The sequence below is a fragment of the Streptacidiphilus neutrinimicus genome, assembly GCF_000787815.1.
In the GTDB taxonomy this organism is placed as follows: Bacteria; Actinomycetota; Actinomycetes; order Streptomycetales; family Streptomycetaceae; genus Streptacidiphilus; species Streptacidiphilus neutrinimicus.
Genome location: NZ_BBPO01000027.1, coordinates 35757 through 59108 on the forward strand (window position 1 = coordinate 35757; position 23352 = coordinate 59108).

General features: G+C 71.2%; 22 protein-coding genes. 12 read left to right on the forward strand and 10 right to left on the reverse strand.

The features are described 5' to 3' along the window. A complete protein-coding gene (locus TR48_RS18680) occupies nt 1-1635 on the forward strand; it encodes an N-acyl-D-amino-acid deacylase family protein (RefSeq protein WP_042368695.1) in 1635 nt (544 codons plus the stop codon). On the opposite strand, the gene TR48_RS18685 is transcribed toward TR48_RS18680, so the two are convergent. Beyond that, nucleotides 1601-3055, reverse strand: coding sequence for a cellulase family glycosylhydrolase (locus TR48_RS18685; RefSeq protein WP_042368696.1), 1455 nt, complete (start codon nt 3053-3055; stop codon nt 1601-1603). The genes TR48_RS18680 and TR48_RS18685 overlap by 35 nt on opposite strands. Before the next feature lie 127 nt (nt 3056-3182). Here TR48_RS18685 and TR48_RS18690 point away from each other — a divergent pair, with 127 nt between their 5' ends. The 3 genes from TR48_RS18690 (at nt 3183) to TR48_RS18700 (ending at nt 5497) form a co-directional block, all read left to right on the forward strand. Then, nucleotides 3183-3803, forward strand: a complete 621-nt coding sequence (locus tag TR48_RS18690; RefSeq protein WP_052442770.1) for a hypothetical protein — start codon at nt 3183-3185, stop codon at nt 3801-3803. A gap of 11 nt (nt 3804-3814) precedes the next feature. Continuing rightward, nucleotides 3815-5029 carry a pyridoxal phosphate-dependent aminotransferase gene (locus TR48_RS18695; RefSeq protein ID WP_042368697.1) on the forward strand — a complete coding sequence of 405 codons (1215 nt, stop codon included), beginning with the start codon at nt 3815-3817 and terminating at the stop codon, nt 5027-5029. A 66-nt stretch (nt 5030-5095) separates the two neighbouring features. Beyond that, entirely contained in the window at nt 5096-5497 is a 402-nt protein-coding gene (locus TR48_RS18700) for an SCO4983 family protein (protein WP_042368698.1), read from the forward strand. 21 nt (nt 5498-5518) lie between these two features. Here the strand turns inward: TR48_RS18700 and TR48_RS18705 are convergent, their stop codons facing one another. Further along, entirely contained in the window at nt 5519-7354 is a 1836-nt protein-coding gene (locus tag TR48_RS18705) for a phosphoenolpyruvate carboxykinase (GTP) (protein ID WP_042368699.1), read from the reverse strand. A gap of 200 nt (nt 7355-7554) precedes the next feature. Here TR48_RS18705 and trhA point away from each other — a divergent pair, with 200 nt between their 5' ends. From trhA to TR48_RS18720, 3 genes are all read left to right on the forward strand, one after another. Continuing rightward, complete coding sequence (gene trhA / locus TR48_RS18710; protein ID WP_174501718.1) at nt 7555-8199, forward strand: PAQR family membrane homeostasis protein TrhA; 645 nt, start codon at nt 7555-7557, stop codon at nt 8197-8199. A gap of 82 nt (nt 8200-8281) precedes the next feature. After that, on the forward strand, nt 8282-9844 hold the full coding sequence (locus tag TR48_RS18715) for an MFS transporter (protein ID WP_236652212.1): 1563 nt from the start codon (nt 8282-8284) through the stop codon (nt 9842-9844). Next, the gene (locus TR48_RS18720; protein WP_063771012.1) at nt 9841-10485 is read left to right on the forward strand and encodes an acyl-CoA-like ligand-binding transcription factor; all 645 of its coding nucleotides are present in this window, start codon (nt 9841-9843) and stop codon (nt 10483-10485) included. The genes TR48_RS18715 and TR48_RS18720 overlap by 4 nt, the downstream gene beginning before the upstream one ends. A 23-nt stretch (nt 10486-10508) precedes the next feature. Here the strand turns inward: TR48_RS18720 and TR48_RS18725 are convergent, their stop codons facing one another. After that, nucleotides 10509-12524: a thioredoxin domain-containing protein gene (locus tag TR48_RS18725; protein WP_042368701.1), complete on the reverse strand. Its 2016-nt coding sequence runs from the start codon at nt 12522-12524 to the stop codon at nt 10509-10511. 123 nt (nt 12525-12647) lie between these two features. Between TR48_RS18725 and TR48_RS18730 the strand changes: the two genes are divergently transcribed. Then, entirely contained in the window at nt 12648-12950 is a 303-nt protein-coding gene (locus tag TR48_RS18730) for a hypothetical protein (RefSeq protein ID WP_042368702.1), read from the forward strand. A 346-nt stretch (nt 12951-13296) separates the two neighbouring features. Then, entirely contained in the window at nt 13297-14706 is a 1410-nt protein-coding gene (gene gad, locus TR48_RS18735; protein WP_042368703.1) for a glutamate decarboxylase, read from the forward strand. Between the two features lie 13 nt (nt 14707-14719). On the opposite strand, the gene nicT is transcribed toward gad, so the two are convergent. The 3 genes from nicT to mca all read right to left on the reverse strand — a co-directional run bounded on the left by nicT (nt 14720) and on the right by mca (nt 17027). Further along, complete coding sequence (nicT, locus tag TR48_RS18740) at nt 14720-15838, reverse strand: Nickel transporter NicT (protein ID WP_170183542.1); 1119 nt, start codon at nt 15836-15838, stop codon at nt 14720-14722. A 91-nt stretch (nt 15839-15929) separates the two neighbouring features. Next, nucleotides 15930-16127, reverse strand: coding sequence for a hypothetical protein (locus tag TR48_RS18745; protein ID WP_439654479.1), 198 nt, complete (start codon nt 16125-16127; stop codon nt 15930-15932). Nucleotides 16128-16139: 12 nt separating this feature from the next. After that, a complete protein-coding gene (mca, locus tag TR48_RS18750) occupies nt 16140-17027 on the reverse strand; it encodes a mycothiol conjugate amidase Mca (RefSeq protein ID WP_042368705.1) in 888 nt (295 codons plus the stop codon). Between the two features lie 106 nt (nt 17028-17133). Between mca and TR48_RS40610 the strand changes: the two genes are divergently transcribed. Together TR48_RS40610 and greA are read left to right on the forward strand one after the other, a co-directional pair. Beyond that, nucleotides 17134-17583: a DUF4307 domain-containing protein gene (locus TR48_RS40610; RefSeq protein WP_052442772.1), complete on the forward strand. Its 450-nt coding sequence runs from the start codon at nt 17134-17136 to the stop codon at nt 17581-17583. Nucleotides 17584-17756: 173 nt separating this feature from the next. Beyond that, nucleotides 17757-18254, forward strand: coding sequence for a transcription elongation factor GreA (gene greA, locus TR48_RS18760; protein ID WP_042368706.1), 498 nt, complete (start codon nt 17757-17759; stop codon nt 18252-18254). Between the two features lie 113 nt (nt 18255-18367). Here greA and TR48_RS18765 read toward each other — a convergent pair whose 3' ends face one another. The 3 genes from TR48_RS18765 to ilvA form a co-directional block, all read right to left on the reverse strand. Next, nucleotides 18368-19168 (reverse strand): ABC transporter permease, encoded by an 801-nt coding sequence (locus TR48_RS18765; protein WP_042368707.1) that lies wholly within the window; start codon nt 19166-19168, stop codon nt 18368-18370. Then, nucleotides 19165-20226, reverse strand: a complete 1062-nt coding sequence (locus TR48_RS18770; RefSeq protein ID WP_042368708.1) for a daunorubicin resistance protein DrrA family ABC transporter ATP-binding protein — start codon at nt 20224-20226, stop codon at nt 19165-19167. The genes TR48_RS18765 and TR48_RS18770 overlap by 4 nt, the downstream gene beginning before the upstream one ends. A gap of 119 nt (nt 20227-20345) precedes the next feature. Further along, nucleotides 20346-21563, reverse strand: a complete 1218-nt coding sequence (gene ilvA / locus TR48_RS18775; protein WP_042368709.1) for a threonine ammonia-lyase — start codon at nt 21561-21563, stop codon at nt 20346-20348. 71 nt (nt 21564-21634) lie between these two features. On the opposite strand from ilvA, the gene TR48_RS18780 reads away from it, so the two are divergent. Beyond that, a complete protein-coding gene (locus TR48_RS18780; protein ID WP_042368710.1) occupies nt 21635-22105 on the forward strand; it encodes a MarR family winged helix-turn-helix transcriptional regulator in 471 nt (156 codons plus the stop codon). Between the two features lie 45 nt (nt 22106-22150). On the opposite strand, the gene TR48_RS18785 is transcribed toward TR48_RS18780, so the two are convergent. Then, complete coding sequence (locus tag TR48_RS18785; protein ID WP_042368711.1) at nt 22151-23308, reverse strand: cystathionine gamma-synthase; 1158 nt, start codon at nt 23306-23308, stop codon at nt 22151-22153. Nucleotides 23309-23352: the final 44 nt, after the last annotated feature.

The window sequence follows — 23352 nt, forward strand, 5'->3', positions numbered from 1 at the left end:
ATGCCCTCACCCCGGACCGTCCTGCGCGGCGCGCTCGTCGTCGACGGCAGCGGCGGCGCGCCCTACCGCGCCGACGCCGTTCTCGACGAAGGCCGCGTCTCCGCGCTGCACCGTGAGGGCGATCCGGGGCCCCGGCCCGGCGGCGGCCGGGTCCTCGACGTGGACGGGCTGGCGCTCACGCCCGGCTTCGTCGACATGCACGCGCACTCCGACCTGGCCCTGTTGACCGACCCGGGCCACGAGGCGAAGGTCGCCCAGGGCGTCACCCTGGAGGTGCTCGGCCAGGACGGGCTCTCGTACGCGCCCGTCGACGACACGACCCTGGCCGGTCTGCGCCGTCAACTCGCCGGCTGGAACGGGGACCCGTCGGACGCGGACTTCGACTGGAACTGGCGCAGCGTCGGCGAGTACCTGGCCCGACTCGACGCCCGGGGCATCGCCGTCAACGCCGCCTACCTGGTTCCGCAGGGGACGCTGCGCGCGCTGGTGCTCGGCTGGGAGGACCGCCGGGCCACACCCGGCGAGCTGGACCGGATGCGGCGGCTTCTCGCGCAGGGCCTCGACCAGGGCGCGGTCGGCATGTCCTCCGGGCTGACGTACACACCGGGCATGTACGCCGACGCCGCCGAACTCACCGCGCTGTGCGAGGTGGTGGCGGCCCACGGCGGCTACTGGTGCCCGCACCACCGCTCCTACGGAGCGGGCGCGCTGGAGGCCTACGCGGAGGTCGTCGCCATCGCCCGCGCCTCCGGCTGCGCGCTGCACCTGGCCCACGCCACGATGAACTTCGAGGTCAACCGCGGTCGCGCCGGCGAGCTGCTGTCCCTCGTCGACGCCGCCCTCGCCGACGGCGTCGACCTGACCCTGGACAGCTACCCCTACCTCCCCGGCTCGACCACCCTCGCCGCGCTGCTCCCGGGCTGGGCGGCCGCGGGCGGACCGGCGAGGACGCTGCGCCGTCTCGCGGATCCCGCGGCACGGGCGCGCATCCGCGCCGACCTGGAGGTGCACGGCTCCGACGGTTGTCACGGCGTCATCGCCGACTGGGACACGGTGCAGGTCAGCGGCGTCCGCGAGCCCGCACTGCGCTCCGCGGTGGGCCTGACGGTCCGGCAGCTCGCACAGCGGGACGGCGTCGAGCCGTTCGAGGCGTTCGCAGGCCTGCTGCTCGACGACGGCCTCGGCACGACGATCCTGCAGCACGTCGGCCACGAGGAGAACGTCCGCGCCGTCATGCGCCATCCGGCGCACTGCGGCGGCAGCGACGGCCTGCTGACCGGCGACCGCCCGCATCCGCGCGCCTACGGCACCTTTCCCCGCTATCTCGGCGCCTACGTCCGGGAGGAGGGGGTCCTCTCCCTCCCGGAGGCCGTGCGCCACCTGTCCGCCAACCCGGCCCGCCGCCTCGGCCTCCCCGACCGCGGCCAGGTGCGCGAGGGCTGGGTCGCGGACCTGGTCCTGCTCGACCCGGGGACCGTCGCCGCGGAGGCGACGTTCGAGGATCCGCGCAGGACCCCGAGCGGGATCCCGTACGTGTTCGTGGGCGGCGTCGCGGTGATGGACGACGGACGACGGACCGACGCGCTGCCGGGCCGGGCGATCACCCGACGTTCGTCGACTGGGACGCCGGCGTGAGCCGCAGCGTGTGAACCGTCCCCGGCACGGGATGGGTGACCGTCAGGGCGAGGATGTGACGCGCTGGATCCCAGATGCCGGTGTACTCCGTGTCGAAGTCGATCTGCGGGCCGAACGGGAAGTCCGACGGCGGGAGATAGACCTCCGTCGGGCCGGTGACCCCGGCCTCGTCGCGGAACTGGAGCGTGAACGCGAGAATGCCCTTGTCGTAGTCGAAGGCCACCGGCGTTCCGGCGATCACCCGCGGGTACGCGGTCTGCAGGACGTCCGCGATGTCCGCGCCCTTGCCGGGCCGCTGCCAGGGCGACCACGGGCCCGGCGCGGCCGTGCAGCAGGCCGAGCCCGCCATCAGGCTGTCGAGCAGCGCCTGCACGTGGTCGACGAAGAGGTGCGCGCCGGGTGCGGTGAAGTCCGCACCCCAACCGCTCACCAGGACCGGAGCGTTCAGGCGCTTGGCGGTCCGGGTGATCTGGATGGCCCAGGAGTTGAGGAAGCGGTCGGTCCAGAAGGCGCCGGTGCCGGTGTAGTTCCCGTTCGGGTCGACCGGTGCGGGGTAGAGCTGCGGGGCGTAGCCGATGCGGGCGTCGCCGTGGCGCGGGTCCGGCAGGTAGGGCAGGGCGCTCGGGAGCCCGGTGTCCGCGGACGCGGCCTCCGGCTCGACGAAGAGCCAGTGGCCCTGGTCGACGGCGCGGACGCGGGCGATGACGCGCTCGTAGAAGGCGGCCAGCGCACCCGTCTCGAAGCCAGGCCCCTGGAGGGATCCGCCCCAGGGGCGGTCCAGCAGGTCGAACCCCACGACGGCGTCGGCGGGCGGGAGCAGTCCGCCGCTGTGCGGGAGGTGCGCGGCCAGGTAGCTCGCGATGTGCGCCCAGGCCGCGGCGTAGCGGTCCTGGAGGTCGGGGGCGTCGTCGCGGGTGTGCCAGAACTCGTCGGCCGCGTGGATCCGGGCGGCGTCCACCGCGACCGGGGCGGACGCGGTGCCGGGCGGCGGACCGTAGGCGTCCTGGGTCATCGCGAGTACCACGTGGTCGCCCACGGCGGTGTCCTGCTCGACGCGCCGGACGAGCCCGGCGAGGTAGGCGTCGTCGTAGTGGCCCGGGCTCGGCTCGACGCCGCTCCAGTGCAGCAGGATCCGGGAGAAGTCGTCCCCGAGCAGCCCGTACTCGTCGGCTGCTTCATCCGCCGGCGACGCGCTCGCGGACGCCGACGCGGACGCCGACGAGGCGGGCGCGCCGGGCGCGGACGCGGGGGCGTCGTCCGTGTTCAGGCCGTAGAGGATCAGCGCCCGGCCCCGGGCGTCCGTCAGGAAGCGCGGCGTCGTCGCCCCGACCGCCGCGGGCGTGCCGAGCCGCACCAGCAGCCCCGCCGCGCAGGCCAGGACCGCCAGTCCCGTGAGCCATCGACGCGCACGTCCGCGCACCCCTCACCCCCGTGCAGTCATGGTGATCGTAGATCCACTACCTGGAAGCGCGCAGGGAGTCGTCCTGATTCTGTATCAACATCGACGCGCACCGGCCGGTGCGCGTGCGCACGGGTAAAGTCCGGCCATGACCCCGCGCCTGGACCGGCCCCGTTCCGTGCTGCTCGCGGGCCTGGCCGCGGCCCTGCTGCTGGTGCTGGCCCTCGGCACGGGCACGGTGTGGCTGCGGCTGACGGACGCGTTCCCCTCGGTGCTGCGCGACGCGGCCCTCGGGGTGCCGCCGTTCCTGCCGGGGCTGCGCCCGGATCCGCGCGGGGACAGCACCTGGGCGTTCACCCTCTCGGAGGATTTCGCGGCACTGCTGCTGGTCGGCTCCGTCGCGCTGCGGCTCCGTCGCCACGTGGTGCGCCATCCCTACGCGGGCGCGCTGCGGCGGTTGGGCGCGGCCTGGTCCGCGGTAGTGCTGGGCGGGGCGGTCGCCGGGGTGTTCCGTGGGCTCGCGCTGGCGCGGATGACCGGCGCGGCGCCGCTCGGCTGGACGGTCCATCCGCTCGCCGGAGCCGTGGCGGGTGCGGTCTGGGGCGTGCTGCTGGGCTGGACGGTCGGCCTGGCCGCCGCGCTCGTCGGCAACCGCCGACTGCGGCAGCTGCGGCCGTCGGGCACGGCCGCCGCGCCGGCGGCGCGCCTCTCCCACGTCCCCCTCCCACATGGTGAAAATCACCGCGCGGCGGGTATGGCGAGGCACTAGGCTGCATCGGTATGCAGGTGATCCAGTCCAGCAAGCTCGCCAACGTCTGCTACGACATCCGCGGCCCGATCCTCGACGAGGCCATGCGGCTTGAGGACGAGGGCCACCGCATCCTGAAGCTGAACACCGGGAACCCGGCGCCGTTCGGCTTCGAGGCGCCGCCGGAGATCCTGCAGGACATCCTCCGCAACCTCGCCGGGGCGCACGGCTACGGCGACTCCAAGGGCCTGCTCTCCGCCCGGCGCGCCGTGGTGATGCACTACGAGGAGCGCGGCCTGCACGGCCTGGGCGTCGAGGACGTCTACATCGGCAACGGCGTCTCCGAGTTGATCCAGATGGCCATGCAGGCGCTGCTGGACGACGGCGACGAGATCCTCGTCCCCTCCCCCGACTACCCGCTGTGGACGGCGTCGATCAGCCTGTCCGGGGGGACGGCGGTGCACTACCGCTGCGACGAGCAGTCCGACTGGTTCCCCGACCTCGCGGACATCGAGTCGAAGATCACCGACCGCACCCGCGGCATCGTGATCATCAACCCGAACAACCCGACCGGCGCGGTCTATCCGGTCGAGCTGCTGGAGGGCCTGGTCGGCATCGCCCGCCGGCACAACCTGATCGTCTACTCGGACGAGATCTACGACAAGATCCTCTATGACGACGCCGAGCACACCTCCACCGCCGTGCTCGCCCCCGACCTGCTCTGCCTGACCTTCAACGGCATGTCCAAGGCCTACCGGGTGGCCGGCTTCCGCAGCGGCTGGATGACCATCTCCGGCCCGAAGGAGGAGGCCCGCAGCTACATCGAGGGCCTGACCACGCTGGCCACCATGCGCCTGTGCGCCAACATGCCCTCGCAGCACGCGATCGCCGCCGCGCTCGGCGGGCGTCAGTCGATCAAGGACCTGATCCTCCCCGGCGGCCGGCTGCGCGAGCAGCGCGACATCGCCTGGAAGATGCTGAACGACATCCCCGGTGTGTCCTGCGTCAAGCCCAAGGGCGCGCTCTACGCCTTCCCACGGCTGGACCCGAAGGTCTACAAGATCAAGGACGACGCCCAGATGGTGCTGGACCTGCTCAAGCAGCAGCACATCTACGTCGTCCAGGGCACCGGGTTCAACTGGCCCGACCCGGACCACTTCCGCCTGGTCACGCTGCCGCACGCGGAGGATCTGAGCGAGGCGATCGAGAAGATCGGCGTCTTCCTGTCGACGTACGCGCAGCCCTAGGGGCCGGGGCGTCCACGCCTCAAAACGGAATCTTCTTTTAGACAAAGTCTAAGTTATGCTGTTCGCATGTACGAGCAGCCCAAGACCCGTCCTGTCGTACGTCGGTCGCGGCAGTCCCAGACGCCGAGCACGCCCGTGCCTGCTCTCAGCGGGCTGCGCGGACAACTGGCGGGCCACCTGGCGGCGCTCCTCGACGTCACGCGCGAGCTGCACACGCGCACCGGCGACCGCGCGCTGGAGGACGCCGCCGCGGCACTGACCACGCGCATCGCCGAGATCGGCGCGTGTCTTCCGCAGCGCGCCGCCGTCGCCTACCCCGCCGGGCTCCCCGCCCTGCACGCGCAGGCGTTCGACCTGGCCGGACGGGTGCTGGTGGTGGCCGCCGCCCAGCAGGACACCCGGACGGCGATACTCGCGTGCCGCCGTATGGACTTCCATACGGCGGCACGCGAGTCGGTGATCTCCTGAGCCTCGGCTCAGGCGCTCACCTCAGCCCAGACGCTGGGTCAGCTTCTCGTACTCGTCCCACAGAGCCTTCGGCGTGTGCTCGCCGAACAGCTCCAGGTGCTCGGGGATGAGCGCGGCCTCCTGCTTCCAGATGTCACGGTCGACGGTGAGCAGCAGGTCCAGGTCGGCCTGGTCGATGCTGAGACCGTCCAGGTCGAGCGCGTCCTCGGTCGGCAGGATGCCGATCGGCGACTCGACGCCCTCGCCGGTGCCCTCCAGGCGCTCGACGATCCACTTCAGCACGCGGCTGTTCTCGCCGAAGCCCGGCCAGACGAACTTGCCGTCGGCGTTCTTGCGGAACCAGTTCACGTAGTAGATCTTCGGCAGCTTGGCGGCGTCGGCGTTCTCGCCGATCTCCAGCCAGTGGGCGAAGTAGTCGCCCATGTTGTAGCCGCAGAAGGGCAGCATCGCGAACGGGTCACGGCGCAGCTTGCCGACGGTGCCCTCGGCGGCGGCGGTCTGCTCCGAGGCCACGTTGGCGCCGAGGAAGACGCCGTGCTGCCAGTCGAAGGACTCGGTCACCAGCGGAACCGCGCTGGCGCGGCGGCCGCCGAAGAGGATGGCCGAGATCGGCACACCCGCCGGGTCCTCCCACTCCGGGGCGATGGTCGGGCACTGGGCGGCCGGGACGGTGAACCGGGCGTTGGGGTGCGCCGCCGGGGTCTCCGACGCGGGCGTCCAGTCGTTGCCCTTCCAGTCGGTGAGGTGCGCGGGCTTCTCCTCGGTCATGCCCTCCCACCACACGTCGCCGTCGTCGGTGAGCGCCACGTTGGTGAAGACCGTGTTGGCGTACATCGAGTCGATGGCGTTGGCGTTGGTGTCACGACCGGTGCCGGGCGCGACGCCGAAGAAGCCGGCCTCCGGGTTGATCGCGTAGAGGCGGCCGTCCGCACCGAACCGCATCCAGGCGATGTCGTCGCCGATGGTCTCGACCTTCCAGCCCGGGATGGTCGGCTGGAGCATGGCCAGGTTGGTCTTGCCGCAGGCGCTGGGGAACGCGGCGGCGACGTACTTGGCCTCGCCGGACGGCGGGGTGAGCTTCAGGACGAGCATGTGCTCGGCCAGCCAGCCCTCGTCGCGGGCCATCGTCGAGGCGATGCGCAGCGCGTAGCACTTCTTGCCGAGCAGGGCGTTGCCGCCGTAGCCCGAACCGTAGGACCAGATCTCCTTGGTCTCCGGGAAGTGCGAGATGTACTTGGTCTCGTTGCACGGCCACGGGACGTCGGCCTCGCCCTCTGCGAGCGGGGCGCCGAGGGTGTGCACGGCCTTGACGAACTCGCCGTCCTCACCGAGGTAGTCCAGCACGGCCTGACCCATGCGCGTCATCGTGCGCATCGACACGGCGACGTAGGCGGAGTCGGTGATCTCGACGCCGTAGGCGGCCAGCGGTGAACCCACGGGACCCATGGAGAACGGCACCACGTACATGGTGCGGCCCTTCATGGAGCCCTTGAAGATGTCACCGAAGATGGCACGCATCTCGGCGGGGGCCTTCCAGTGGTTGGTCGGGCCCGCGTCCTTCTCCTGCTCGGAGCAGATGAACGTGCGGTCCTCGACGCGCGCCACATCGCGCGGATCGGAGGCGGCGTAGTACGAGTTCGGCCGCTTCTCCTCATTGAGCTTGCGGAAGGTGCCCTTCTCGACAAGCAGGTCGCACAGACGCTGGTACTCGGCTTCAGAGCCGTCGCACCATTCGATCCGATCCGGCTGGGTGAGCTCTGCGATCTCCTGGACCCACGCCAGCAGCTTCTTGTGCCGGGTCGGGGCAGCGTTGACCTGGGCAGAGTTCTCGTTCGGCACGATCGCTCCGTTTCCCATCCGGTCGTCCTTGAACGGATGGTGAGGGGTTGAGGGTCTTCGCAGCGTATCCCCGATGTCCGAGAAGTGACACACCGCGGCCATGTGAGAACGACAACATCGCAGGTCAGCGTCACTTTGACGAGAATTCAAGCAGACCTACCAGTAGGTAACCTACGGTGCCGTAGGTATGCTTCGGAAACATGACTCCAGGGGTGGAAATGAGTGAGCTGAATTTCCCGCTGAAGCCGGCCATGCGCGGCTGGCTGCATGCCGGAATGTTTCCGGCGACGGTGGCGGCCGGCATCGTGCTGATCTGTCTGGCCACGACCCCCGCCGCCCGCGCGGCCTGCGCGGTCTACGCCGTCAGCGCATGGATGCTGTTCGGCGTCAGCGCGCTGTACCACCGCTTCACCTGGGGCCCCCGCGGCGAGGCCGTCCTGCGGCGGCTCGACCACAGCAACATCTTCCTGATCATCGCCGGCACGTACACGCCCGTCACCATCCTGCTGCTGCACGGGGCGCGGCAGCAGGTGCTGCTCTGGCTGGTCTGGGCGGGGGCGCTGGCCGGGATCGCGTTCCGGGTCTTCTGGGTCGGCGCGCCGCGCTGGCTGTACACGCCCTGCTACCTGGCCCTCGGCTGGGCCGCGGTCTTCTTCCTGCCCGACTTCTTCCGCACCGGGGGCGTCGCGGTGACGGTGCTGATCATCATCGGCGGCGCGCTCTACAGCGTCGGCGGCGTCATCTACGGCCTCAAGCGCCCGAACCCCTCGCCGCGCTGGTTCGGCTTCCACGAGGTCTTCCACGCGTGCACGCTCGCCGCCTTCATCGTGCAGTTCGTGGGGGTCTCGCTGGTCGCGATGTAAGCCGCTAGAGGCTGTCGATTGACAGCTCCTAGATTTTGAGAGTTACTGTCAGAAGACTGGGGGAACTCTCTAGGGGGCTGCCATGAGCACGGACCGGACCGTGGGCACCACAGCACCATCAGACCTCGCACCACCCGCCGGGGGCATCCAGACCAGCAGCCGCCGCTGGTGGGCGCTGGCCGCCGTCTGCCTGAGCGTGTTGGTGCTCGGCTTCGACGGCACGATCCTCAACGTCGCCCTGCCCGACATGGCGGTGCAGTTGCACGCCACCACGGGCCAGCTGCAGTGGATCGTCGACGCGTACCTCGTCGTCTTCGCCGCCGCGATGCTCCCCGCCGGGCTGCTCGGCGACCGCTTCGGACGGCGTCGGCTGCTCATCGGCGGGCTGGTGCTCTTCGGCGTCGCCTCGCTGATCGGCACGCTCGCGGACTCGCCGAACACGCTGATCGCGGTCCGCGCCGTGATGGGCCTCGGCGGCGCGCTCATCATGCCGCTCGGCATCGCGATCCTGCCGAGCCTCTTCTCCCCCGCCGAACGACCGCGCGCCATCGCCGTGATGACGGCGGGCATGGCCGTCGGCATGCCGCTCGGCCCGATGCTGGGCGGGCTGCTGCTCAACCACTTCTGGTGGGGCTCGATCTTCCTGATCAACGTCCCGCTGATCGCGATCGGCATCGCCGCCTGCCTGTGGCTGGTGCCCGAGTCGCGCGACCCGTCCGTACCCCGGGTCGACCCGCTCAGCGCCGTCGTCGGCGTGCTCGGCCTCGGCGCGCTCACCTTCGGCATCATCCAGGGCCCGACCGACGGATGGGGATCCGCCCGGGTCGTCGCCCCGCTGGTGGCCTCCGTGCTGCTGCTCGGCCACCTGGTCCGGCGCGAGCGCACGCTGCCGCACCCGATGGTCGACTTCACGCTGCTCGCCGACCGCGTCTACCGCTGGAGCACGGCCGCCTCGGTGCTGGTCTCCTTCGTGCTGATGGGCGGCCTGTTCGTGTTGCCGCAGTACCTGCAGTCGGTGCTCGGCTACGACGCCCTCGGCACCGGCGTCCGGCTCATGCCGATGATGGCCGGCCTGCTGCTCGCGGCGCGCGTCGCGGAACGGCTGGTCGCAAGGCTGTCGGTCCGCTGGGTCGTCGCCTCGGGCATGCTCGTCGTCGCCGCCTCGATGCTGCTCGGCGCCTCGACCACCACCGGCGACGGCTACGGCCGTACGGCGCTGTGGCTGGGCGCGCTCGGCCTCGGCATGGGCTTCACCATGGTCCCGGCCATGGGCGCGGCCATGGCGGCGCTCCCGGACGACCGGGCCGGCGTCGGCTCCGGGCTGCTCCAGACGCTGCGACAGTCCGCCAGCGCGATCGGCGTCGCCCTGCTCGGCAGCCTTCTGGCCGGCGGCTACACCGCGCGGCTCGACACCGGCAGCCTGCCGGAGCCCCTGGCCCGCACCGCGCGCGGTTCGGTCTCGGCCGCCCAGGCGATCGCGGAACAGCTGCACGACACGGCGCTGGCCGCGTCCGCGCACGCCGCGTTCGTCCACGGCATGGATCTGGTGCTGCTCGCGTGCGGCATCGGATCGGCCCTCTCGGCGGCGTTGATCGCCTGGCGGATGCCCAGCTCTGGGGGCGGTGCGGGAGAATCCCAGGCATGACCCCCGGCAACTCCTCCACCCCGACTACCGCCGGCGCCGAGCTCGAAGAACTCCTCGCCGCCCCGCTGGGCCTGCGGGAGCGCAAGAAGCTGAAGACCCGCCGCGCGATCCGCTCGGCGGCCTTCGGCCTGTTCACCGAGCAGGGCTACGAGGCCACGACGGTCGACCAGATCGCGGCCGTGGCGGAGGTCTCGCCCAGCACCTTCTTCCGGTACTTCCCCACCAAGGAAGACCTGGTCATCAGCGACGACTACGACCCGCTGATGGAGGCCTCCTTCCGCTCGCGCCCCAGCGACGAACCGCTGATCGAGTCCGTCCGGCAGGCGATGATCGATCCGCTGCGCCAGGTCCTCGCGGCCGAGCGCGAGGAGGTGCTGCTGCGCATGCAGCTGTACCGGACGGTCCCGGCGATCCGCGCCCGCGCCCTGGTGGAGCTGCAGCGCACCGGCGAGATGATGTGCCGCCTGCTCGCGGAGCGGACCGGCCTGCCCGCCGACGGCCTGGAACTGCGCGCCCTGGTGGCGTCGATCCTCGCCGCGTCCAGCGAGGCGGTGCAGTACTGGGCCGAACGCGGGGGCGAGGACGAGCTGGAGGACCTGCTGAACCGGGCGATCAACGCCCTTGGCAGCCCCGGCCTGTGACCCCGGGTCCAGCCCCGGGGCACTCACTCCTTCGGGGTCGCGCTCAGCCCTTCCCTGAGCCACGTGGGGTCGGTGACGGGCGCGTCGCAGGTGAAGCGGCGGCAGACGTACGCCGCCGGGGCGCCGTCGACCGGCGGCTGCTCCTCGCCCGCGACGGTGACGACCAGGCCCGGCGCGGTCGCGGCCAGGGCCGCGATCCGCAGCGCGGCCGTCGCCGGGTCCTCGGGCGCGCCCGCGAGGGCGACCTTGCGGGGGCCGTCCAGAAGGGCCTGAGCGGAGGCCAGTCCCCAGCCGACGAAGCGCGGAGCCTGTCCGGCCAGCGGCGTCACCACCGTCAACGCCCGCTCCGCGGCGGTGCGGTGACGCTCGGAGTCGGTCAGCGCGGCGTAGGACAGCAGGGCGCCCGCCGCCGCGGTCCAGCCGGACGGAGCCTCGTTGTCGGTCGGGTCCTGCGGGCGCCGGATCAGCGGCTCCGCGTCGGCGGCCGTGTCGTACAGCGCTCCTGACGCCTCATCCGTGAACCGGGTCAACACCACTTCGAGCAACTCTCCTGCGGCGTCGAGCCAGCGCATGTCGCCGGTGACGCTGTGCAGTGTGAGCAGTCCTTCCGCCACGTCGCCGTAGTCCTCGAGGACACCGGCGTTGCGGCCGGCGACGCCGTCACGGGACGTGCGCAGCAGTCGGCCGGACTCGTCACGGTGAACGCCGAGCAGCAGCGCGGCGGCGACCACCGCCGCGTCGAGGAAGTCGGGGCGGTCGAGCAGCGCGCCCGCCTCGGCGAGCGCGGCGACGGCCAGTCCGTTCCACGCGGCCACGACCTTGTCGTCGCGGGCGGGACGCGGTCGCAGCTCGCGGGCGGCCAGCAGCCGCTCGCGCGCCTCCTCGTCCGAGGCGTCGGGCTCGCCCTCCCCCGGCCACTGCAGTACGGAGGCGCCCTCCTCGAAGGTGCCCTGCGACGTCACCCCGTAGCGCTCGGCCGCGCGTCGGCCCTCCTCGTCGCCGAGCACGTCGACGAGCTGCTCGGGCGTCCACACGTAGAACGCGCCCTCGCGGCTGCGGCCCTCGGCGTCGGCGCTGTCCGCGTCGAGCGCGGAGGCGAAGCCACCCTCGGCGGTGCGCAGTTCACGCAGCAGGAAGTCCCCGGTGCCCTCCGCGACGCGCCGCGCGAGCGGGCTGCCGGTGGCCCGCCACAGGTGCAGGTAGGCGCGGAGCAGCAGCGCGTTGTCGTAGAGCATCTTCTCGAAGTGGGGCACGGTCCAGTGCGCGTCGACGGAGTAGCGGGCGAAGCCGCCGCCGAGCTGGTCGTGGATGCCCCCGCGGGCCATCGCCGCGCAGGTGCGCTCGACCAGGTCGAGCGCCGCGGGCGAGCCGGTCGCGGCGTGGTGACGCAGCAGGAACTCCAGCACCATGGACGGCGGGAACTTGGGCGCGCCGCCGAAGCCGCCGTGACGTTCGTCGAACTCCCGCCCGAGCCCGGCCAGCGCCTGGCGCATCGACTCCGGCCCCGGCAGGTCGGCCGCCGCCAGCCCCGCGTACACGCCGGCGCGGCCGCTGAGCTCGTGCACGATCCGGCGGGCCACGTCGGCGACCTCCTCGCGCCGCCCGCGCCAGGCCTCCGCGACGCCCTCCAGCACCTGCCGGAACGACGGCATGCCGTGCCGGGGCTCGGGCGGGAAGTAGGTCCCGAAGTAGAACGGCTCCCCGTCGGGCGTCAGCCACACCGTCATCGGCCAGCCGCCCTGCCCGGTCGCCGCCTGCACGGCCTCCATGTAGACGGCGTCGACGTCCGGCCGCTCCTCCCGGTCCACCTTGACCGGCACGAAGTGCGCGTTCAGGTACTCCGCGAGGCCGGCGTCCTCGAAGCTCTCGTGCGCCATGACATGGCACCAGTGGCACGCGGCGTAGCCGACGCTCAGCAGCACCGGCACGTCCCGCTCCCGCGCTGCCGCGAAGGCCTCGTCACCCCACTCCCACCAGTCGACGGGGTTGTCGGCGTGCTGCAGGAGATACGGCGACGTCGCACCAGCCAAGCGGTTCACCTCGCCAGCCTCTCACACGGGATGCGCGACGGTGGGTCGCACGGCTGGCGCGGCGTGCGGGGGCCCGGCGGCGGGATGACGATGGAGACATCACGAGGCACGAAAGGAAGGAGGTGGAACGGCATGCGCACGCTCATGACGATCCGCCTCGGCAACGAGAAGACGACCCAGGCCATCAGTGACAAGCGGATGGCCGAGTTCATGCAGACCAACCTCGCCAGGCTCCAGCCCGAAGCCGTCTACTTCGCCACCGTGGACGGACAGCGGGGCGGCTTCGTCGTGTTCGACCTGAAGGAGCCCGCGCAGATGCCCTCGATCGCCGAGCCGTTCTTCCAGGAGCTCGGCGCCGACGTGACGTTCTCCCCGGCGATGGTCCCGGACGACGTCATGCGGGGGCTCGACCCCGGCTACCAGCCGCCCGCCTGAACCCCTCGCCGCACCTCCAGGAGCAGCCCAGGCCCACGCTTCGACCTGGGCTTTTCCGCGTCCGCCGGGAGAGTCCGCTCCACCCGCGGGGCGGAGCCCAGTTGCGCGCGGGTGCGCGGGTCCGACGAACCGCCGGATCGGCCCGTCCGGCCGCCGACCCGCCCACGTTGGTGCCGGCTCCGCTGCCCTCGGCCTCCTTGCGCAGCGCGCCACTGACAGGCGTCGACGTGGTCGGTGCCGAGCCGCCGCAGGCCGGGCTCGACCGCGCGGCGTCCGTCCCCCGGAGTGCGCACGAAGCAAGCGTTTCGCCGCGCCGTCCCGGCGGGGCGTGCATAGGCTGGTCGGCATGGCGCTGCATCAGGGACAGGACAAGCAAAAGCCGCTGAGCCTCCCGCGGGTGGCCGGAGTCGAGGACCTCCTCAACGGGATGGAGGAGGCGGTGCCGAAGAACCGCCTGCCGCACCACCCGCTTCCGGCCCCGATCGCTCACCAGCTGATCCGCGACGAGCTGCTGCTCGACGGCAACGCACGGCTCAACCTCGCCACCTTCGTGACCACCTGGATGGATCCCCAGGTCACCGAGCTGATCGGTGAGTGCCTCGACAAGAACATGATCGACAAGGACGAGTACCCGCAGACGGCCGAGTTCGAGCGCCGCTGTGTGAACATCCTTGCCGACCTGTGGCACGCCCCGGAGGCGACGAAGGCCGTCGGCTGCTCCACCACCGGCTCCAGCGAGGCGTGCATGCTCGCCGGCATGGCCCTCAAGCGGCGCTGGATGCAGCGCAACCGCGCGAAGTACGACAGCGGCGCAGCTCGGCCCAACCTGGTGATGGGCGCGAACGTCCAGGTGTGCTGGGAGAAGTTCTGCAACTTCTGGGAGGTCGAGTGCCGGCTCGCCCCCATGGAGGGCGAGCGCTACCACCTCGACGCGCAGTCGGCGCTGGCCCTGGTCGACGAGAACACCATCGGCGTCGTCGGCGTACTCGGCTCCACCTTCGACGGCAGCTTCGAGCCGATCAAGGAGATCTGCGAGGCGCTGGACGACCTGCAGCGCCGGACCGGCCTGGACGTCCCCGTCCACGTCGACGGCGCGTCCGGCGGCATGATCGCCCCCTTCATCGACCCGGATCTGGAATGGGACTTCCGCCTGCCGCGCGTCGCTTCGATCAACACCTCCGGCCACAAGTACGGCCTGGTCTACCCGGGCGTCGGCTGGGCGCTGTGGCGCGACGCGGAGGCCCTGCCGGAGGAGCTGGTCTTCCGGGTCAACTATCTGGGCGGCAACATGCCGACCTTCGCCCTCAACTTCTCGCGCCCCGGCGCGCAGGTGATCGCCCAGTACTACAACTTCCTGCGTCTGGGCCGGGCCGGCTTCACGGCGGTCCAGCAGGCGTCGCGCGACGTCGCGATCCGCCTCGCGCAGGGCATCGAGGCGCTCGGCGTCTTCCGCCTGCTGACGCGCGGCGACGAGCTGCCCGTCTTCGCCTTCACCACGACGGACGACGTGACGAACTTCGACGTCTTCGACGTCTCCCGCAGGCTGCGTGAACGCGGCTGGCTCGTCCCGGCGTACACCTTCCCGGAGAACCGCACGGACCTGGCGGTCATCCGCATCGTCATCCGCAACGGGTTCACCTTGGACCTCGCGGATCTCCTGCTGAACGACCTGTCCCGGCTGTTGCCCGAGCTCCAGGCCCAGCCCAACCCGGGCACGGAGCACGGCGTGAAGCCCCGGGAGGGCTTCCACCACTGAGGTCGACGACGCGCTACTCCTCGGCGGCGACGGCCGCCGTGGAGGGCGTGCCGACGGACACGGCCGCCCACTTCTCCTCCACCCGCCCGAGGCGCCAGAAGGCCAGCGCCGCCAGCCAGGTGACGACGAAGAGTCCCACGATCACGAAGCCGACGTTGTTCAGGTCCAGCCCGGCGATCCAGCCGATCACGCCGCCGCTGATGTCCAGCTTCTCCGCCAGCAGGCCGATCAGCTCGATGCCGCCGATGATCACCGCCACGGCGACCGACAGGCCCGTGATCGTGATGTTGTAGTAGACCTTGCGGACCGGCTGCGAGAAGGCCCAGTCGTAGGCGAAGTTCATGAACGAGCCGTCGATGGTGTCCAGCAACGACATGCCGGCCGCGAAGAGGATCGGCAGGGTCAGGATCGCGTACCAGGGCAGCGAGAAGGCCGAGGCCCCGCCCGCGAGGACCAGCAGCGAGACCTCCGTCGCGGTGTCGAAGCCGAGGCCGAACAGGAAGCCCACCGGGTACATGTGCCAGGACTTGGTGACGGCCTTGGTCACCCGGCCCAGGATCCGGTTCATGAAGCCGCGCTTGTTCAGGTGCTCCTCGAGCTCGGCCTCGGAGTACTCGCCCCCGCGCATCTTCCGGAAGACCTTGACGATGCCGACCAGCACCACCGCGTTGATCACGGCGATCAGCATCAGGAAGGTCCCGGAGACGGTCGTACCGATCGTTCCCGCGACGGTCTGCAGCGTCGAGGAGCCGTTCGAGACCTGGCCGGCCAGGGCCTTCACGCCGAAGGAGAGCAGCAGGCAGAGGCCGAAGACCACGGAGGAGTGGCCGAGCGAGAACCAGAAGCCGACCGAGAGCGGGCGCTGCTCCTCGCCCATCAGCTTGCGGGTGGTGTTGTCGATGGCCGCGATGTGGTCGGCGTCGAACGCGTGTCGCATGCCGAGGGTGTACGCGGTGAGGCCCATGCCGAGGCCGAAGGCCTGCGTGCCGACCTGGTAGTGGTGCGGGGCGACGATCAGCGCCAGGACGCCCCAGCCGACGACGTGCAGGGCGACGATGAACGCCGCCATGCCCCCCAGCCGGGCCCACTCGCGCCGGGTCAGAGCACCTCTGATACGCGTGATCGTCCCCATGCCACACACCCCTCCGTGGTTCAGCTGCTGATCCACGGTAGGGGCTGCCGATATTTAGTTGCAAGTCATTCGCAATAGCGACCCTCTGGCGCTACTGCTTGACGTCCTCGGCAGGCTCCGGCTCCTCCACGAAGTCGACCTTGCCCAGCGAGCGGTTCATGGCCTTCAGGATCCACCAGGTCCCCGCGCCCAGCGCGGCGAAGACCAGAAAGCCCAGGATGCCCGGGGTGACCTTGTTCTCGTCCAGGGCGAGCAAGGCGGTGGCGGCGGGGTGCATGGCAGTGTTCACCGTTCCATCGTCTCAGGAGGCGTTGGAGATCTTGGCAGCGATCCCCTCGAAGAGGTCGCCCTCGGGAATGGACGAGTCGACCAGGGAGCGGGCGAGCTCGTAGTCCTCCGTCGGCCACACCTCGCGCTGGATCTCCATCGGCACCCGGAACCACGGCCCGTCCGGGTCGATCTGGGTGGCGTGGGCGATCAGCGCCTTGTCGCGGATCTCGAAGAAGTCGCCGCAGGGAACGCGCGTGGTGATCTCACGCGGCTTGCGGTCCGACTCCTCCCAGCGGGCGATCCACTCCTTGTAGGGGGACTCCAGGCCGCGCTCGTTCATGGCCGCGTCCAGAGCCTTGATCCGCTCCAGGGAGATGCCCTGGTTGTAGTAGACCTTCAGCGGCTGCCACGGCTCGCCCGCCTCCGGGTAGGCGTCCGGGTCGCCCGCCTTGTCGAAGGCCAGCATCGTGATCTTGTGGGTCATGATGTGGTCCGGGTGCGGGTAGCCGCCGTTCTCGTCGTACGTGGTGATCACGTGCGGACGGAACTCGCGGATCAGCTTCACCAGCGCGCCGGCCGCCTCCTCCACCGGCTGGAGCGCGAAGCAGCCCTCCGGCAGCGGCGGCAGCGGGTCGCCCTCCGGCAGGCCGGAGTCGACGAAGCCGAGCCAGGCCTGCTTGACGCCCAGGATCTCGCGCGCGGCGTCCATCTCCTTGGCCCGGACCTCGTGGATGTTCTCCTCGATCCACGGATCCCCCTGGAGCTTGGGGTTCAGCACCGAACCACGCTCGCCCCCCGTACATGTGGCCACGAGCACGTCCACGCCACGCGAGACGTACATCGCCATGGTGGCCGCGCCCTTGCTGGACTCGTCGTCCGGGTGCGCGTGCACCGCCATCAGTCGCAACTGCTCAGTCACTGCCCCTGTGCCCTTCGTCTTCGGTACAGACTCCTATAGTGACGGACGGGGGTATGCCGTTGATTCCGCGATCATGCGCGGAACCCCCGAAGGAGGCCAAAGTCCGATGGCGGATACGACCCCGGACGTACGCCCGGCCGAGAGCCCGGCCGAGAGCCCGGCCGAGCAGTTGGGCGCGAAGCCGCCCGTCGGCCGCTACGGCCGCCGCGACGAGAAGAAGGCGCGCGTGCGCGGCAAGCGCGTCTACTACGTCACCGTCGCGCTGGCGCTCGCGCTGGTCGCCGCGATCGGTTACCAGTACGTCTCCGGCAACCCCGTCAACGGCGAGGTGCAGACCTTCCAGGTGATCTCCGCCCACGAGGTGCGGATCACGCTGGAGGTGAGCAAGCCCAGCGACCAGGCCGCCTCCTGCACCGTCCGCTCGCGCGACGCGAACGGCGACGAGGTGGGGCGCGTCAGCGTCGCGATCCCCAAGGGCACCGGCGACACGCAGACGACCGTGCTGCTGAAGACCACGTCCCTCGGCACCACCGGAGAGCTCGTCGGCTGCTCCTGACCGGTGTCCCGGGCCCGCTCAGACCTCGCCTGGGACTCCTCCGGCGGCCGTCGACACCCGGGTGACGCCGTTCACGGCCCTGACTCCCGGCGCGGGAATTGTTAGGGTTGTGGTTTCGCCCGTTCCGACCGAGCGGGCGATGCTTTGTATCCCAGTACCTACGAGGAGCACCAGTGACCCAGACCAGCGACAACGTCACCTGGCTCACCCAGGAGGCGTACAACCAGCTCCGCGCCGAGCTGGAGCACCTGTCGGGTCCCGGACGCACCGAGATCGCGCAGAAGATCGAGCAGGCGCGCGAAGAGGGCGATCTCAAGGAGAACGCCGGCTACCACGCCGCCCGCGAGGAGCAGGGCAAGATGGAGCTGCGCATCCGCCAGCTCACCCAGCTCCTGGAGCGCGCCCAGGTCGGCGAGGCCCCGGCGGACAACGGCGTGGTCGGCCCGGGTATGACCATCACGGTCGCGTTCGACGGCGACCTGGACGACACCATGACGTTCCTGCTCGGCTCTCGCGAGGCGGCCTCGGGCGACATCGAGGTCTACTCCCCGCAGTCGCCGCTGGGCCGCGCGATCGTCGGCCAGAAGGTCGGCACGGACGTGACCTACGAGCTGCCGAACGGCCGCAAGGCGAACGTCAGGATCACCGAGGCCAAGCCCTTCACCGGCTGAGGCCCGCCCGCAGCTGGCCCCGTACCGCTCCCCGCCGGCCCTGCCGCGGGGAGCGGTACGTGCTTTCGTCCCCGTGCCCCGGGCTCGGCGGTCCCGGGCTCGGCGGTCCCGCCTCAGCCGTCGGAGCGGCGGTACTTGCTCACCGCCAGGGCGCGGAACACGACGATGATCAGCAGCGACCAGCCGATCGACACCGGGACGGCGTGCTTCATCGGCCACGCCGTCTGCACCATGCCCGGCGGCACGTTGCCGAACAGCTCCCGCACCGCCTGCACGGTGGCGCTGAACGGGTTCCAGTAGGCGATCGGCTGCAGCCAGCCCGGCATGGTGGCGACCGGGACGAAGGCGTTGGAGATGAAGGTCAGCGGGAACAGCCACACCAGCCCCGCCGAGGTCGCCGCCTCCGGGCTGCGCACGGAGAGGCCGATCAACGCGCCGATCCAGGAGAAGGCGTAGCCCAGCAGCAGGAGCAGCAGGAAGCCGCAGAACACCTTCCACAGGTCGTTGTGGGTCCGCCAGCCGATGAGCAGGGAGACGACCGACAGCACCACCAGGATCAGGGCGGTCTGCACGGAGTCCGCCATGGTGCGGCCGGTCAGCACCGCGCCGCGGGCCATGGGCAGCGAGCGGAAGCGGTCGACCAGGCCCTTGGTCATGTCCTCCGAGATGCCCGCCGAGGCCCCGGCCACCGCGAAGGTGACCGTCTGCGCGAAGATGCCCGCGATCAGGTACTGCTTGTAGGCGTTCGGGTCCGAGGCCGCCCCGGGGACGGTGATCGCGCCACCCATGACGTAGGTGAACAGCAGCACGAACATCACCGGCTGGATCAGCCCGAAGACCAGAACCTCAGGAATCCGGGTCATCCGGCGCACGTTGCGCTTGGCGACGACCACGGAGTCGTTCACGGCGCTCATACCCGGGCCTTCTTCCTGCTCGCCTTCCGCCCGGCCGCGCTCTGCCCGTCCGGGCTCTCCGCGCCGTCGCCCCGGTCCTCCTCTGCGTCGGACTCGGACTCGGAGTCGGCGTCGGACTCGGTCGCGTGGCCGGTCAGGGAGAGGAAGACGTCGTCGAGGGTCGGCCGGCGCAGCCCGATGTCGTGAATGAGGATCTCCCGCGCGTCCAGATCCCGGATCACGTCCGCGAGCACCCGCGCGCCGCCGGTCACCGGCACCGTGATCCGGCGGGTGTGCGGCTCGACGGTGGGCTCCCCGATCGCGTACGGGGCCAGCGCCTCCACGGCGAGGGGCAGGGCCGCGGAGTCGGTCACCACGACCTCGACGCGCTCGCCGCCGATCTGCGCCTTCAGCTGGTCCGCGGTGCCGCGGGCGATCACGCGGCCGCGGTCGACGACGGCGATGTCGTGGGCGAGCCGGTCGGCCTCCTCCAGGTACTGCGTGGTCAGCAGCAGCGTCGTGCCGCCCGCGACCAGCTCCTCGATGACCTCCCACAGGGCCATCCGGTTCCGCGGGTCGAGACCGGTGGTCGGCTCGTCGAGGAACATCACCGGCGGCCGCACGACCAGCGCCGCGGCGAGGTCGAGGCGGCGTCGCATGCCGCCGGAGTACGTCTTGGCGATCCGCCCGGCGGCGTCGGCCAGCTTGAACTGCTCCAGCAGCTCCCGGGCGCGGGCCTTCGCGTCGCGCGCTGACATCTGGTACAGCTCGCCGACCATCTGCAGGTTCTCCTGCCCGGTCAGGTACTCGTCCACGGCCGCGTACTGGCCGGACAGCCCGATCAGGCTGCGCACCTTGTCCGGGTGCTTCAGCACGTCGACGCCGGCGACAGTGGCCCGCCCCGCGTCCGGCCGCAGCAGCGTGGTGAGCACCCGCACCGTGGTGGTCTTGCCGGCGCCGTTCGGGCCGAGCAGCCCCAGCACCGTGCCCTCGGGCACGTCCAGATCCACACCGTCGAGCGCCAGAACATTCCCGAAGGTGCGCACCAGCCCCTCGGCGGAGATGGCTGCCTCACTCATCGACTGCGTCTCCCTCCCGCGTTGATCCGTGCGGTCACCCCAGCCTCGCGTAAGACGGCGGAGCCCGCATGTTCGTGCGCCGGAGTGCGTCGCGCCCCGCCTGCGCGCTCCGCCTGGGACTACGCCTGGGAGAGGACCAGGTAGCCGGCGTCGCGGAGTTCGGCGACGACCGCGGCGCAGTGCTCGGGGCCCTTCGTCTCCAGGTGGAGGTCGACCTCGGCCTCGCCGAGGCCGAGCTTCGGGTCGGTGCGGACGTGGGCGACGTCGACGACGTTCGCGTCCGTGCGCGACAGCACGCCCAGCAGGTCCGCCAGCACGCCCGGGCGGTCGTTGATGCGCAGCCGCAGCGACAGGTAGCGGCCCGCCGCCGCCATGCCGTGGCGGAGGACGCGCTGCATTAGCAGCGGGTCGATGTTGCCGCCGGAGAGGACCGCGACGACCGGCCCCTCGATCTCCGCGCCGTGCTCCAGCAGCGCCGCGACCGTGCTCGCTCCCGCCGGTTCGACGACGAGCTTCGCTCGTTCGAGGCAGACGAGCAGGGCCCGCGCCAGGGCGTCCTCGCTGACGGTCAGGACGCCGTCCGCGAGCTGGTTGATGATCTCGAACGGCACGTCGCCGGGTCTGCGGACCTGGATGCCGTCGGCCATCGTCGCGCACTTCTCCAGGGTCACCGGACGTCCGGCCCGCAGCGACGGCGGGTACGCGGCCGCGCCCTCCGCCTGGACGCCGATCACCCGCACGTCGGGGCGCACGTGCTTGACGGCCGCGGCGACGCCCGCGAGCAGACCGCCGCCACCGGCGCCGACCAGGATGGTCCGCACCTCGGGGCTCTGCTCCAGGATCTCCAGGCCGACGGTCCCCTGACCGGCCACCACGTCGGGGTGGTCGAACGGGTGGATGAAGACCGCGCCGGTCGTCTCCGCGTACTCCAGGGCCGCGGTCAGCGTCGCGTCGAAGTGGTCGCCGACCAGGCGCACGTCCGCGCCGTAGTCGCGGGTGGCGGCGACCTTCGGGAGCGGCGCGGCGACGGGCATGAAAACGGTGGAACGGACGCCGAGGGTGTGCGCGGCGAGCGCCACGCCCTGCGCGTGGTTTCCGGCGCTCGCGGCGACGACGCCGGCCGCGCGCTCGACGGGCGACAGTCCGGCGATGCGCACGTACGCGCCGCGCAGCTTGAACGATCCGGTGCGCTGCAGGTTCTCGCACTTGAGCTGGACCGGCGCGCCGATCAGCGAGGAGAGGTAGCGGCTGCTCTCCATGGGGGTGATCCGGGCCAGCCCGGAGAGCATCTTGTGAGCCCCCCGGACGTCGTCGAGGGTGATCGGCCAGGCGTTCATGGGTTCAGCCTAGGGGCCCGGCACGGATACGCTCGGAGGGCTCAGCCGAACGACAGAACGCGACGATTCCCATGTCCGATGACATCGCCCCCGAGGCCGCCCCCGCCGAGCTGTACGACCAGCTCCAGTACCAGGTCGCGATCTTCGCGCGCCGGGTCGAGCAGGCACGGATCGGCGCGCTGGGCGAGCAGCGCAACTCGATGGACCGCGCGGCGTTCCTGCTGCTGAACCGGCTCGACCGAACGGGCCCGGTGGGCGTCAAGGCGCTCGCGCAGGCCATGGGGATCGACTCGTCCACGGTGACCCGTCAGGTGGCCCCGCTGGTCGACTGCGGCATGGTGGACCGGGTGCCCAACCCGGAGGACGGCCGGGCCGTGCTGCTGGGCCTGTCCGACCAGGGACGGCGGCGGCTGGAGGAGGTCCGCAGCTCCCGGCAGGAGTTGATGCGGGTGCTGCTGGCGGACTGGCCGGCCGAGGACCGGGAGACCTTCGTCGAGCTGCTGACGCGCTTCAACCAGTCCATCAAGGCGCACCGGCCCTGAGCCTGTGCCCAGAGCCGGCGCTCCTCGTACTGCCTCGGGGCCTGGTCAGCCCAGCGCGCGCTGGAGGTCGGCCAGCAGGTCGTCGACGGACTCGATGCCGACGGACAGGCGCACCAGGTCGCTCGGCACCTCCAGCGGGGAACCCGCCGCCGAGGCGTGGGTCATCCGGCCCGGGTGCTCGATCAGCGACTCGACGCCGCCGAGGGACTCGCCGAGGGTGAACAGCTCGGCGCGGTTGCAGACCTGGATCGCCGCCTCCTCGCCGTCGCGGTGGCGGAAGGAGACCATGCCGCCGAAGGCGCGCATCTGCTTGGCCGCGATCTCGTGGCCGGGGTGCTCCGGCAGGCCCGGGTAGTACACCTGGGCGACCTTCGGGTGGCCGGTCAGGAACTCCGCGATCCGCGTGGCGTTGGCGCTGTGACGGTCCATCCGGACGCCGAGGGTCTTGATGCCCCGCATGACCAGCCAGGAGTCGAACGGACCGGCCACGGCGCCCATCGCGTTCTGGTGGTAGGCCAGCTCCTCGCCCAGCGTGACGTCGTCGGTCACCAGCGCGCCGCCGACCACGTCGGAGTGGCCGCCCATGTACTTGGTGGTGGAGTAGACGACCACGTCCGCGCCGAGCGCCAGCGGCTGCTGCAGGTAGGGGCTGGCGAAGGTGTTGTCGATGACCAGCAGGGCGCCGGTGTCGTGCGAGATGTGCGCGAGGGCCGAGATGTCGGCGATCCCCATCAGCGGGTTGCTGGGCGTCTCGACCCAGATCACCTTGGTGTTCGGCCGGACGGCCGCGCGCACGCTCTCCGGGTCGTGGGTGTTGGCGACGGACCACTCGACGCCCCAGCGCGTCAGCACCTTGGAGAAGAGGCGGAAGGTGCCGCCGTAGGCGTCGTTGGGGATGACGATGTGGTCCCCGGGCTTGGTGACGGTCCGCAGCAGAGTGTCCTCGGCGGCGAGGCCGGAGGCGAAGGCGAGGCCCCTGCGCCCACCGTCCAGCGCCGCGAGGTTCTCCTCCAGCGCGGTGCGGGTCGGGTTGGCGGAGCGGCTGTACTCGTAGCCGCCGCGCAGCCCGCCCACTCCGTCCTGCTTGAAGGTGGAGACCTGGTAGATGGGGGTGACCACGGCCCCGGTCTGCGGGTCCGCCTCCTGCCCGGCATGGATGGCCAGGGTCTCGAAGGCGTAGTGATGCTGCTCGTGCTCGCTCATGAAGCCTGAGCGTAGTCCGCACCTGCGATGACCGCCCGTTTCCC

Excerpts from the sequence above, each read along its gene's own strand:
- TR48_RS18680 (WP_042368695.1), top strand. The coding sequence starts at position 1 with ATGCCCTCACCCCGGACCGTCCTGCGCGGCGCGCTCGTCGTCGACGGC.
- TR48_RS18690 (WP_052442770.1), top strand. The coding sequence starts at position 3,183 with ATGACCCCGCGCCTGGACCGGCCCCGTTCCGTGCTGCTCGCGGGCCTG.
- TR48_RS18695 (WP_042368697.1), top strand. The coding sequence starts at position 3,815 with ATGCAGGTGATCCAGTCCAGCAAGCTCGCCAACGTCTGCTACGACATC.
- TR48_RS18700 (WP_042368698.1), top strand. The coding sequence starts at position 5,096 with ATGTACGAGCAGCCCAAGACCCGTCCTGTCGTACGTCGGTCGCGGCAG.
- TR48_RS18705 (WP_042368699.1), bottom strand. The coding sequence starts at position 7,354 with ATGGGAAACGGAGCGATCGTGCCGAACGAGAACTCTGCCCAGGTCAAC.
- trhA (WP_174501718.1), top strand. The coding sequence starts at position 7,555 with ATGAGTGAGCTGAATTTCCCGCTGAAGCCGGCCATGCGCGGCTGGCTG.
- TR48_RS18715 (WP_236652212.1), top strand. The coding sequence starts at position 8,282 with ATGAGCACGGACCGGACCGTGGGCACCACAGCACCATCAGACCTCGCA.
- TR48_RS18720 (WP_063771012.1), top strand. The coding sequence starts at position 9,841 with ATGACCCCCGGCAACTCCTCCACCCCGACTACCGCCGGCGCCGAGCTC.
- TR48_RS18730 (WP_042368702.1), top strand. The coding sequence starts at position 12,648 with ATGCGCACGCTCATGACGATCCGCCTCGGCAACGAGAAGACGACCCAG.
- gad (WP_042368703.1), top strand. The coding sequence starts at position 13,297 with ATGGCGCTGCATCAGGGACAGGACAAGCAAAAGCCGCTGAGCCTCCCG.
- nicT (WP_170183542.1), bottom strand. The coding sequence starts at position 15,838 with ATGGGGACGATCACGCGTATCAGAGGTGCTCTGACCCGGCGCGAGTGG.
- TR48_RS40610 (WP_052442772.1), top strand. The coding sequence starts at position 17,134 with ATGGCGGATACGACCCCGGACGTACGCCCGGCCGAGAGCCCGGCCGAG.
- TR48_RS18765 (WP_042368707.1), bottom strand. The coding sequence starts at position 19,168 with ATGAGCGCCGTGAACGACTCCGTGGTCGTCGCCAAGCGCAACGTGCGC.
- TR48_RS18770 (WP_042368708.1), bottom strand. The coding sequence starts at position 20,226 with ATGAGTGAGGCAGCCATCTCCGCCGAGGGGCTGGTGCGCACCTTCGGG.
- ilvA (WP_042368709.1), bottom strand. The coding sequence starts at position 21,563 with ATGAACGCCTGGCCGATCACCCTCGACGACGTCCGGGGGGCTCACAAG.
- TR48_RS18780 (WP_042368710.1), top strand. The coding sequence starts at position 21,635 with ATGTCCGATGACATCGCCCCCGAGGCCGCCCCCGCCGAGCTGTACGAC.
- TR48_RS18785 (WP_042368711.1), bottom strand. The coding sequence starts at position 23,308 with ATGAGCGAGCACGAGCAGCATCACTACGCCTTCGAGACCCTGGCCATC.